Source organism: Pseudomonas sp. TSO6 (assembly GCF_056098905.1).
In genome coordinates this window covers 59,846-69,811 of sequence record NZ_JBLZWV010000063.1, presented here as the reverse complement: position 1 = coordinate 69,811, position 9,966 = coordinate 59,846, and the positions used below count along the sequence as shown (strand labels likewise).

Sequence of the window (9,966 nt, the reverse complement as noted above, 5' to 3'; positions counted from 1 at the left end):
GCCGAAGAGAGTCTTTAGCCTTACCGGCCTCTTCGCAGCACAAGGCTGCTCCTACCGCTACTGCACTGGCCTTGAAGCTGTGCAATCCCTGTAAGAGCGGGCGATAAATCTGCTGAATACCCACCCAAACCCCCGCCCCAGCCCCCTGTCCATCAGCCATGTTGCTTTTTGTCGCAGTCTTTTCCGGGGCAATTGCGCCCATCATCTTCAAATGCGCTGCGTTACCGGCTAGTCTCGCAAGCATCCATATCGCCGAAGTCCTCCACCCAGAACGAGCCGGCCATGACAGATTTGTCCCGTACACATGGATTTGCCAGCCAGGCCCTGGGCCTGCTGGACGGGCGTTTCTTCCGGCCGCCGCTGCCGGACGGCCATGTGCCGCGCTTGCGCCTGTGTCAGCGTCTGCACGCCGGGCTGGGTGGGCGGCTGTTGCTGGTCAATGCCCCGGCGGGTTTCGGCAAAAGCTCGCTGGCCATCGAATTTTGCGAAGCGCTGCCCGAGCATTGGCGTAGCCTGTGGCTGGGCCTGAGCCAGCGTGATGCCGACCCAGGCCGCTTTCTTGAACGCCTGCTCGAAGGCCTGCAGCAGTACTGCCCTGCGCTGGGCGGGCAGGCCATGGGCTTGCTGAAAATGCGCCAGCGCCACCAGCCGTTCGCCTTCGAAGAGTGGATCGACGGCCTGCTCGACGAGCTGGCGCTGTACCTGCAAACCGATACCCCTTTGCTGCTGGTACTGGACGACTATCACCTGGCCCAGGGGCCGGTGCTCGACCGCTGCCTGCAGTTCTTCCTCAACCACCTGCCCGCCGGCCTGGTGTTGCTGGTTACCAGCCGCCAGCGCCCGGATTGGCACCTGGCGCGTTTGCGGCTGTCGCGCCAGCTTGTCGAACTGAACGAACAGGATTTGCGCCTTACCGACGAAGAGTCGCTGGCGGTGATAGGCCGGCAGCCAACGGCCCTGCGCGGCCAGGCACTGGACAACCTGATCCAGCGCAGCGACGGTTGGGTGGCCGGTTTGCGTTTCTGGCAACTGGCAGCCAGCGAGTCGGCGGACGAGCAAGCCTTGCCCCAGGCCTTACATGGCGGCGAAGGCCTGATCCGCGACTACCTGCTTGAAGAAGTCATCGACATGCTGCCCGCTGACGTACAGGCGTTCCTGTACGACACGGCCTGCCAGGAGCGCTTCTGCGCCCCATTGTGCGACGCCCTGCGTGGCCGCCAGGACAGCGCAGCTGTGCTGCGTTTCCTGCAGGCGCACCAGGTGTTTTTGGTGCCGCTGGACGAGCATGGCCACTGGTTCCGCTACCATCACCTGTTCTCCGACCTGCTGCGCAGCCGGCAGGCCAGCGAACCACTGGCCGGTTTGCAACTGCGTGCCTGTCGCTGGTTTGAAAAGCAGGGCCTGCTGGACGAGGCGGTAGAGCAGGCGCTGCGTGCCGGCCACCTCGATGTCGCTGCCAACCTGGTGCAGAGCCTGTCCGAGGAGCAACTGCTGGCTGAACAGAACGTCGGCATGCTGCTGCGCTGGAAGATGGACCTGCCCGACAGCCTGCTGATCAGCACTCCGCGGTTGATCGTGCTGTACAGCTGGGCGTTGGGCCTGGCGTGCCAGCTGGACGCCGCCGAGGAACTGGCCGGCTACCTCAGCCGCTTTCTGCCCGCGCCTTCGGCCACCGCGCAAAAGTCGATGCTGGCCCAGTGGCTGGCGCTGAGTGGGGTCATTGCCCGCGGCCGTGGCGACCGCGAACGCACCTTGGCCTATTGCGGCGAAGCGCTGCAGAGCCTGCCGAGCAAGCGTTATGGCCAGCGCCTGGTGTGTTTGTCGACGCTGTCCAACCTGGCCATTGCCGACGGTGATTTCTGGCGGGCCCGAGGCTGGAACCGCGAAGCCCTGGAGCTGGCCCAGCGGGTTGGCAACCCGTTGTTCGAGGCGCTGGCCCATTACGACCGGGCGCGAGTGTTGCACGCCCGGGGCGAGGTGCTGCGCGCCCTGGACGAAGTGCGTCAAGGGCTCCAGCGCCTGCAAGGGCTTTCGGCGCAGCGCCTGTATGCCGTGCGTGCGCGCCTGACGCTTTACGAAGGTTACCTGCTGGTTTCTCGGCTGCAGCCGGCCCAGGGCCGTGCGCGGTTGCGCGCGGGGCTGGGCGAGGCGCGGGCCTGCCGGGATATCAGTGTGCTTATCGGCCATTGCGTGATTGCTACGCTCGATGGCAGGGAAGGGCACTTTTCAGAGGCTTTTGCCGAATTGGCCGAGGCCGAGCGCCTGATGCATATCTGGGACGTGCCCCCGGTCTACTACCTGGCCATGATTACCCTGATCAAATGCGAACTGTGGCTGGCCCAGGGGCGTACCGACCTGGCCGAGTCCTGGCTGCTGCGCCTGGGCCAGACCTACGGCGGCGAGCAGCCGGCAGCCGCACCGGAGTTCCACCCGCTGCTGCCGTTGCACATTGCGTTGCAGCAGGCGCTGCTGGAGCGCATCCAGTTACGCGGTGACGACGCCGTACAACGCCTGGCAAGTCTGGTCGAGCGTGGCCAGGCCAGTGGCGGCATGCTGCTCACCGTCAGCGCCCTGTGCCAATGGCTCTCCCTGCTGCTGGACGAAGGCCGGGAGGGGCAGGCCGCGCAATTGCTGCCAAGCCTGCTGGCATCCGCTCATGGCGGCGTGCTGCAACCGTTCCAGCCGCTGCTGGAAAAGCACCCGCACTGGCTTTCTGAGCAATTGCAGGCAGGCTCGTCCTGCCCGGTTCAGGCAGAACTGCTCAAACGCCTGCCGCAGCAGCGAAGCGCCACCACCGGCACCGGCGAAGCCCTGAGCGGCCGCGAACTGGCCGTGCTCGAACTGATTGCCCAGGGTTGTTCCAACCAGCAGATCAGCGAGCGGCTGTTCATTTCCCTGCACACCGTAAAGACCCACGTCAGCCACATCAACAGCAAGCTGGGTGTTGAGCGGCGTACCCAGGCGGTTGCCAAGGCCAAATCCCTGGGGGTACTGGCCTGATACTGGCCCTGCAGGTCATTGCCCGCTAAAGTGATGGCCTGAGGCCATGGATTGTGGCCGGTGATGCTCTACCCTCATCTTTCCCGACCAGCTGCCGATACAGCGATCGGTGGCATCGCCTCGCGCGATTTTTCAATCATTCCAAGGCAGGTCGTGTTGATGCTGCAGTACGGGCAAAAAAGCTTTCTGATCGTCGACGACTTTACCGACTTTCGCACGTCGACCCGTTCCATGCTGCGCGAGCTGGGCGTGCGCGACGTGGACACCGCCGACAGCGGCGAGCAGGCGCTGCGCATGTGCGCGCAGAAGCGCTATGACTTCATCCTGCAGGACTTCCACCTGGGCGACGGCAAGAAGAACGGCCAGCAGGTGCTCGAAGACCTGATCATCGACAAGCACATCAGCCATGAGTGCGTGTTCATCATGGTCACGGCCGAAAGCAGCCAGGCCATTGTCCTCAGCGCCATCGAGCACGAGCCCGATGCCTACCTGACCAAACCGTTCAACCGCGTTGGCCTGGCCCAGCGCGTCGAAAAACTGTTCCAGCGCAAGACGCTGCTCAAGCCGATTTTGCAGGCGCTGGACCGCAATCGCCCGGCCGAAGTGCTGGCCGCCTGTGCCGAGCTGTGCAAGAAAGACCCGCGCCTGGCACCGCTGTGCCTGCGTTATCGGGCGGATGCCCTGCGTAACCTTAACCGCTTCGAGGAACTGGAAAAGTTCCTCAAGGCCATCCTGGCCAGCCGCCCGCAGCCTTGGGTGTACGCCGCGCTGGGCGCCCTGATGCACAAGCGTGGCCAGAATGCCCAGGCCCAGGGTGTGTACGAGCAGGCGCTCAAGGCGTTCCCGATCATGCCCGGCCTGTACGACGGCATGGCCGAGGTGCTGGTGGCCCAAGGCGATACCCGGCGCGCGCAAAACCTGCTTGAAGAAGCCGTGCGGCTGTCGCCACTGTCGGTACGTCGGCAGTCGACGCTGGGCAAGCTGGCGCTGGAAAACGAAGACTTCGAGAGCGCGTCGAAGGCGTTCCGCCATGCGGTGAACCAGGGGCAGAGCTCGCGCTACAAGGATGCTGAAAACAACCTAGGCCTGGTGCAGGCGCTGATGAGCAAGAACGCAGGCTTCGGCCTGGACGCCCGTACCCGGGTCGAAATCAACACTACGCTCAGCGAGGTGGCCAAGGAAAACCCCGAGGACCAGGGCTTGCAGGTACGTGCGCGGATGATGAAGGCCGCCAGCCTGCAACAGGCGGGCGACCCGGAAACGGCCGGCAAGCTGACCGAACAGGCGATCCAGCGCCTGGACAAGATGAACCAGTTCTTCTCGGTCGATGCGGCCCTGACCGTTGCCGCACAGTTGCAGGCAATGGGGCAGGAAGCCGCCGCCCTCGGCGTACTAAAGAGCTGTGTGGAAAGTTATGGCGATGACCCCAAGGTCATGGAGAAAGTGGGCAAGCTGACGGACGACCCCAGCGTGCTCAACGCCATTACCGAAGCGGTCACCCTCAATCGCCAGGGTGTGCGCAGTTACCAGGGAGGGCAGCTTGGCGAGGCGTTGCAGATGTTCCGCAAGGCGCTGGGTATGCAGCCGAAAAACATCAGCATCGCCCTTAACACCGCCCAGGCGCTGCTGCGCATTGGCGGTGAAAACCCTCAGCCCGCGATCATGCAGGAATGCCAGGACGCCTTGACCAGCGTGGCCGGTATCCCTGCCAGCGACAATCGCTATGACCGTTACCGCAAACTGCACATCCGAGTGTTCGGCGCATGAATCAAGACAATCAGGGGCTGGATTTTTCCACGGTGATCGCCTCCACCGTGCACGACCTCAAAAGCTCTTTGTCAGCGCTGATCCAGTCCCACAGCCAGTGGATGGAGCGCTTGCCCGAAGAGCTGCGTGGTGGTGCCGAGCAGGGAATCATGGAGCACGAGTTTCGCCACCTCAACGGCATGCTGGTGCAGTTGCTGGGCCTGTACAAACTGGGTATCAACCAGTTGCCGGTGTGCCCGGACTACCACGAACTGGACGATTTCATCGAAGCCCAGTTGGCGGCGCATCAGGAAGTGCTCAAGCACAACGACATTCTCGCCACCTGGCGCATCGACACCGACAACCCACTGGGCTTCTTCGACCGCGAACTGGTGGCCTCGGTAGTTGCCAACGTCATCACCAACGCCACCCGCTTTGCCGGGCACGCCTTGCTGATCACCATCGAAGAGGCCGATAACCAGCTGGCCATCTGCGTGAACGATGACGGTCCGGGTTATCCGAAGCACATGCTCGAGCGCCAGGAGCAATACATCCAGGGCATCGACTCGACCAGCGGCAGCACCGGCCTTGGCCTGTACTTTGCGGCGCGGATCGCGGCACTGCATGAAAGCGGCGGGGTGCGCGGACGGATCGAGATCTCCAATGGCGGGGCGCTTGGGGGCGGGTTGTTCAGGTTGTTCCTGCCTTGATAGATGGCTGAGTTTGCGCTTCGTGTTTTTGCAGTTGGAAGGTGGCTTCCCAAGGTGATGTAGGGGATTTCCTTCTTGAGGTTGCAGGGCTTTTGTCCGGTCCGGACAGATGACAATGTAGATACGACGTCTCTACATTTCGCTTGCAATCGCTTGGAGGGTTTCTACTATGTATCTACCTTGGGAGATACTCATGCAGATCAAGATTCAGCAGTGGGGCAACAGCGCCGCCATCCGCTTGCCGGCCGCAGTGCTCAAACAGATGCGCCTCGGTGTCGGCTCCACCCTGAGCCTGGACACAGCGGGAGAGACGATGGTGCTCAAGCCCGTCCGATCGAAACCCAAATACACCCTTGAGGAATTGATGGCCCAGTGCGACCTGAGCGCGCCGGAGCCAGAGGACATGGCCGACTGGAGTGCGATGCGCCCAGTAGGACGTGAAGTGTGAAGCGGGTGAAGTTCGCCAGGGGCGATATCGTTCGCGTCAACCTCGACCCCACAGTGGGACGAGAACAACAGGGTGAGGGGCGACCCGCACTGGTACTCACCCCGGCGGCGTTCAATGCGTCAGGCCTGGCAGTGATCGTCCCGATCACCCAAGGTGGTGATTTTGCAAGGCATGCGGGTTTCGCAGTGACGCTCAGCGGTGCGGGCACGCAGACTCAGGGGGTGATGCTCTGCAACCAGGTCCGCACAGTCGACCTTGAAGCACGCTTTGCCAAGCGCGTAGAGTCGGTGCCCGAAGTTGTCATCCTAGATGCACTGGCCCGTGTGCAAACCCTATTCGATTAACCGGTTCCCGTACCCACCATGCAGAATCCATCGTCAGCACTCATCCGCGAAACCTTCCCCGTAGGCCCCCTGCAATGCAACTGCACGCTGATTGGCGACCCGCTGACCAAGAAAGCCATCGTCGTCGACCCAGGAGGTGACCCGGAGAAGATCCTGGCGCGCCTGCAGGCCCACGGCCTGACGCTGGTGAGCATCATCCATACACACGCGCACTTCGATCATTTTCTTGCCTCGGGCAAGCTCAAGGAGCTGACCGGCGCCACCCTGCACCTGCACAAGGACGACCAGGTACTGTGGGACAACCTGGAGATGCAGTGCCAGATGTTCGGCGTTCCCTACACGCCGGTACCGGCACCCGATCGCTGGCTGGGCGATGACGAAGCGCTGGCCTGTGGCTGTGGCGTGGCATTGCATACGCCTGGCCACACCCCGGGGTCGATGAGCTTCTGGTTCGCCGATGCCAAACTGCTGATCGCCGGCGACACCTTGTTCCGCCGTGGCATTGGCCGCACCGATTTGTGGGGGGGTGACCAGCGGGCTATCGTGCGTTCCATCAAGGAGCGGCTGTACCGGCTGGATGAAGAGGCCATTGTGGTGACTGGCCACGGGCCCGATACCCGCCTGGGTGACGAGATGCGAGAAAACCCTTTCGTGCGTGCCTGAGTGCACATGAAGGCACTTTCATTGAATTTTTCATTGCCGATGCAATCCAAGGCTGGCATAGATCCCTTCGTGATCTGCCGCATTTATGAATTTCAGTAGGAGCTTGTCCATGTTCACCATGCGTCGTCTGATTATCGTCGCAACTGCCGCTGCCCTGATGACTGGCTGTGCCGGCCAGAACCCTTATGACAACCAGGGTCAGGCGCAGGGCTCCACGGGGATGAGCAAGACTGCCAAGTACGGCGGCCTGGGCGCGCTGGCTGGCGCCATCGCCGGTGCTGCCATCGACCACAACAACCGTGGCAAGGGTGCGCTGATCGGCGCCGCCGCGGTAGGTGCTGCAGCAGCGGGTTACGGCTACTACGCCGACAAGCAAGAGGCCGAACTGCGCGCCCAGATGGCCAACACCGGCGTGGAAGTACAGCGCCAGGGCGACCAGATCAAACTGATCATGCCGGGCAACATCACCTTTGCCACCGACTCGGCCAACATCGCCCCAAGCTTCTACTCGCCGCTGAACAACCTCGCAGGCTCGTTCAAGCAGTTCAACCAGAACACCATTGAAGTGGTCGGGTTCACCGACAGCACCGGCAGCCGCCAGCACAACATGGACCTGTCCCAGCGCCGCGCGCAGGCGGTCAGCACCTACCTGACCTCGCAGGGTGTGGATGCTTCGCGTATTTCGGTGCGTGGCATGGGCCCGGACCAGCCGATCGCCAGCAACGCCGACGCTAATGGCCGTGCGCAGAACCGCCGGGTGGAAGTGAACCTGAAGCCGATTCCGGGCCAGCAGTATGACCAGCAACAAGGCCAGGTTCAGCAGTATCCCTGATTGATGCCCGGGGCCGCCTTGCGGCCCAATCGCGATCCAAGGCCGCTCCCACAGGCATTACGCAATCCCTGTAGGAGCGGCCTTGTGCCGCGAATGGGCTGCAAAGCGGCCCGGCTTTTAGCGCACCACGCTGGCCTGAATCGCCGTCAGGGCAATGGTATGCACGATATCGTCAACCTGAGCCCCGCGCGGCAAGTCGTTCACCGGCTTGCGCAACCCCTGCAGCATCGGCCCCAGGCTGACCCCGTCGGTACTGCGTTGCACCGCTTTGTGCGTGGTGTTGCCGGTATTCAGGTCAGGGAAGACGAACACTGTGGCACGCCCGGCCACCGGGCTATCCGGCGCCAGTTCCCGTGCAATTGCCGGGTTGGCCGCCGCGTCATACTGCAGTGGCCCATCGATCACCAACGCCTGCGCTGCGCCCTGTGCCAGGCGTGTCGCTTCGCGCACTTTGCCGACTTCTTCATCACTGACCGAATCGCTTGAATAGCTGATCATCGCCACCCGCGGCGCGATGCCGAAGGCCTGCGCCGATTCTGCGCTCTGCCTGGCAATCTCGGCCAGCTCGGTAGCGCTCGGGTGGGGGTTCATCACGCAGTCGCCGTACACCAGCACTTGCTCGGGGAACAGCATGAAGAACACTGACGACACCAGGCTGGAGCCCGGCGCGGTCTTGATCAACTGCAGGGCCGGGCGGATGGTGTTGGCGGTAGAGTGCACCAGGCCCGATACCAGGCCGTCCACTTCGTCCAGAGCCAGCATCATGGTACCGATCACCACCGGGTCTTCCAGTTGCTGCTCGGCCATCGGTGCGTTGAGGTTCTTGCTCTTGCGCAGCGCAACCATCGGCTCCACGTAGCGCCCGCGAATCAGCTCGGGGTCGAGGATTTCCAGGCCAGGCGGCAGGGTAATGCCTTGGGCGCGGGCCACGGCCTCGACATCTTCGGGTTTGGCCAGCAGCACGCAGCGGGCGATGCCGCGCGCCTGGCAGATGGCTGCGGCCTGCACCAGCAGCGGCTCGGCGCCTTCTGGCAGGACGATGCGCTTGTTGGCCTGCTGCGCCCGCTGGATCAGTTGGTAGCGGAATACCGCCGGCGACAGGCGCATCTCGCGCGGGGTGCCGCAGCGTTGGTGCAACCAGGCCGCATCGAGGTGGCTGGCGACGAAGTCGGTGATGAACTCGGCGCGCTCGCGGTCGTCGACCGGGATTTCGCGGTTCAGCGAATTGAGCTGGTTGGCGGTGTCGTACGAGCCGGTGCTGACCGACAGGATCGGCAAGCCTGCCTGCAGCGCGCCGCGGCACAGGCCAAGGATGCGCGCGTCGGGCTTGCTGTCGCTGGTCAGCAGCAGCCCGGCCAGCGGTACGCCATTGATGGCGGCCAGGCTGACGGCAAGGATGATGTCGTCGCGATCACCCGGTGTGACGACCAAGGTGCCTGATGTCAGCAGCGGTACCGTGTTGGCCACGGTGCGTGCGCAGATGATGATCTTGCTCATGCGCCGCTGCTCGTAGTCGCCAGCGTTGAGTACCTGGGCACCGAGCAGGTCGGCCACGTCGCGGGTGCGCGGGGCGTTCAGCTCAGGCTGGTAGGGGATGCAGCCGAGCAGGCGGAAATCGTTGCCGCGCAGCAGGGGCGAGTGCTCGCGCAGGCGGGTGGCGAAGGCCGCCATGCTTTCGTCGGTGCGCACCTTGTTGAGGATTACCCCGAGCACCTTCGGGTCACGTGGGCCGCCGAACAGCTGGGCCTGCAGTTCGACCCGGCCAGACAACTCGCTGAGCACTTCGTTTTCCGGGGCCGACACCAGGATCACCTCGGCATCCAGGCTCTTGGCCAGGTGCAGGTTGACCCGCGCTGCATAGCTTGCGTGGCGCGTGGGCACCATGCCCTCGACCACCACCACGTCATTGCCGACGCAGGCTTGCTGGTAGAGGCGGATGATTTCTTCGAGCAACTCGTCCAGCTGGCCGTCGCCGAGCATGCGCTCGACCTGTGCCAGGCTCAGTGGCAGCGGGGGGGTGATGCCGTGGGTGCGGGCCACCAGTTCGGTAGAGCGCTCGGGGCCGGTGTCACCCGGGTGGGGCTGGGCGATCGGCTTGAAGAAACCGACCTTCAGGCCGGCGCGCTCGAGGGTGCGCACCAGGCCCAGGCTGATGGAGGTCAGGCCGACACCAAAGTCGGTCGGCGCAATGAAAAATGTCTGCATGCGTGCTTCTCGAAATAA

The 9,966-nt window shown here is 63.5% G+C and carries 8 protein-coding genes and 1 pseudogene; 7 read left to right on the top strand and 2 right to left on the bottom strand.

All coding sequences use genetic code 11. The features are described from left to right. Positions 1-211: pseudogene (locus tag ACN6NG_RS25205) on the bottom strand (hypothetical protein); the annotation flags it as partial. Positions 212-282: 71 nt separating this feature from the next. Here ACN6NG_RS25205 and ACN6NG_RS25200 point away from each other — a divergent pair. From ACN6NG_RS25200 to ACN6NG_RS25170, 7 genes are all read left to right on the top strand, one after another. Further along, positions 283-3,000: a winged helix-turn-helix domain-containing protein gene (locus ACN6NG_RS25200; protein ID WP_474316777.1), complete on the top strand. Its 2,718-nt coding sequence runs from the start codon at positions 283-285 to the stop codon at positions 2,998-3,000. Positions 3,001-3,159: 159 nt separating this feature from the next. Continuing rightward, positions 3,160-4,767 (top strand): tetratricopeptide repeat-containing response regulator, encoded by a 1,608-nt coding sequence (locus tag ACN6NG_RS25195; protein ID WP_016501469.1) that lies wholly within the window; start codon positions 3,160-3,162, stop codon positions 4,765-4,767. Further along, the gene (locus tag ACN6NG_RS25190; RefSeq protein ID WP_063423744.1) at positions 4,764-5,456 is read left to right on the top strand and encodes a sensor histidine kinase; all 693 of its coding nucleotides are present in this window, start codon (positions 4,764-4,766) and stop codon (positions 5,454-5,456) included. The genes ACN6NG_RS25195 and ACN6NG_RS25190 overlap by 4 nt, the downstream gene beginning before the upstream one ends. 169 nt (positions 5,457-5,625) lie before the next feature. Then, positions 5,626-5,904, top strand: coding sequence for an AbrB/MazE/SpoVT family DNA-binding domain-containing protein (locus ACN6NG_RS25185; protein ID WP_019472462.1), 279 nt, complete (start codon positions 5,626-5,628; stop codon positions 5,902-5,904). Further along, positions 5,901-6,248, top strand: coding sequence for a type II toxin-antitoxin system ChpB family toxin (locus tag ACN6NG_RS25180; protein ID WP_019472461.1), 348 nt, complete (start codon positions 5,901-5,903; stop codon positions 6,246-6,248). Before ACN6NG_RS25185 ends, ACN6NG_RS25180 begins: the two co-directional genes overlap by 4 nt. 18 nt (positions 6,249-6,266) lie before the next feature. Then, the gene (locus tag ACN6NG_RS25175; RefSeq protein WP_063423746.1) at positions 6,267-6,911 is read left to right on the top strand and encodes an MBL fold metallo-hydrolase; all 645 of its coding nucleotides are present in this window, start codon (positions 6,267-6,269) and stop codon (positions 6,909-6,911) included. 109 nt (positions 6,912-7,020) lie between these two features. Then, positions 7,021-7,743 carry a YiaD family glycine zipper/OmpA-like lipoprotein gene (locus tag ACN6NG_RS25170; RefSeq protein WP_016501466.1) on the top strand — a complete coding sequence of 241 codons (723 nt, stop codon included), beginning with the start codon at positions 7,021-7,023 and terminating at the stop codon, positions 7,741-7,743. 117 nt (positions 7,744-7,860) lie between these two features. Here the strand turns inward: ACN6NG_RS25170 and pta are convergent, their stop codons facing one another. Then, positions 7,861-9,948: a phosphate acetyltransferase gene (gene pta / locus ACN6NG_RS25165; protein ID WP_016501465.1), complete on the bottom strand. Its 2,088-nt coding sequence runs from the start codon at positions 9,946-9,948 to the stop codon at positions 7,861-7,863. Between the last annotated feature and the right edge of the window lie 18 nt (positions 9,949-9,966).